Source organism: Escherichia sp. 94.0001, assembly GCF_013369155.2.
GTDB lineage: Bacteria > Pseudomonadota > Gammaproteobacteria > Enterobacterales > Enterobacteriaceae > Escherichia > Escherichia coli_F.
Window position 1 is genome coordinate 1 of sequence record NZ_JABWMS020000231.1, and the last position, 528, is coordinate 528.

Below are 528 nucleotides of genomic sequence, written 5' to 3' on the forward strand. Positions count from 1 at the left end.
CGTTTGAGCAGAATAACCATGTGGTGATTAACAACGACGGCACGAACGGGCAGATTGGACCACAGGCGCTGAAGGCTGTGTATGACATGGCCCGCAAGGGTGCCCGTGATGAAATTCAGGCTCAGATGCGCGATGGTGGTCTGTTCTCCGGAGGTGGACGATGAAAACCTTCCGCTGGAAAGTGAAACCCGGGATGGATGTGACATCGGCTCCTTCCGTCAGGGAGGTGCGCTTTGGTGATGGCTATTCCCAGCGTGCGCCTGCCGGGCTGAACGCTGACCTGAAAACGTACAGCGTGACGCTGTCTGTCTCCCGTGAGGAGGCCACGGCGCTGGAGTCGTTTCTGGCTGAGCACGGGGGCTGGAAGGCCTTTCTGTGGACGCCGCCTTATGGTTACAGGCAGATAAAGGTGACCTGCGCAAAATGGTCGTCGCAGGTCAGTATGCTGCGTGTTGAGTTCAGCGCAGAGTTTAAACAGGTGGTGAACTGATGCAGGATATCCGGCAGGAAACACTGAATGAATGCACC

The 528-nt window shown here is 56.6% G+C and carries 2 protein-coding genes; both read left to right on the forward strand.

Features of this window, described 5'->3' with window-relative positions; genetic code table 11:
• On the forward strand, window positions 1-164 hold a 164-nt coding region (locus tag HEN33_RS25420; protein ID WP_143356296.1), incomplete at its 5' end, for a phage tail tape measure protein.
• On the forward strand, window positions 161-490 hold the full coding sequence (locus tag HEN33_RS25425) for a phage tail protein (RefSeq protein ID WP_000847401.1): 330 nt from the start codon (window positions 161-163) through the stop codon (window positions 488-490). The genes HEN33_RS25420 and HEN33_RS25425, both read left to right, overlap by 4 nt.
• Window positions 491-528: the final 38 nt, after the last annotated feature.

Excerpts from the sequence above, each read along its gene's own strand:
- HEN33_RS25425 (WP_000847401.1), top strand. The coding sequence starts at position 161 with ATGAAAACCTTCCGCTGGAAAGTGAAACCCGGGATGGATGTGACATCG.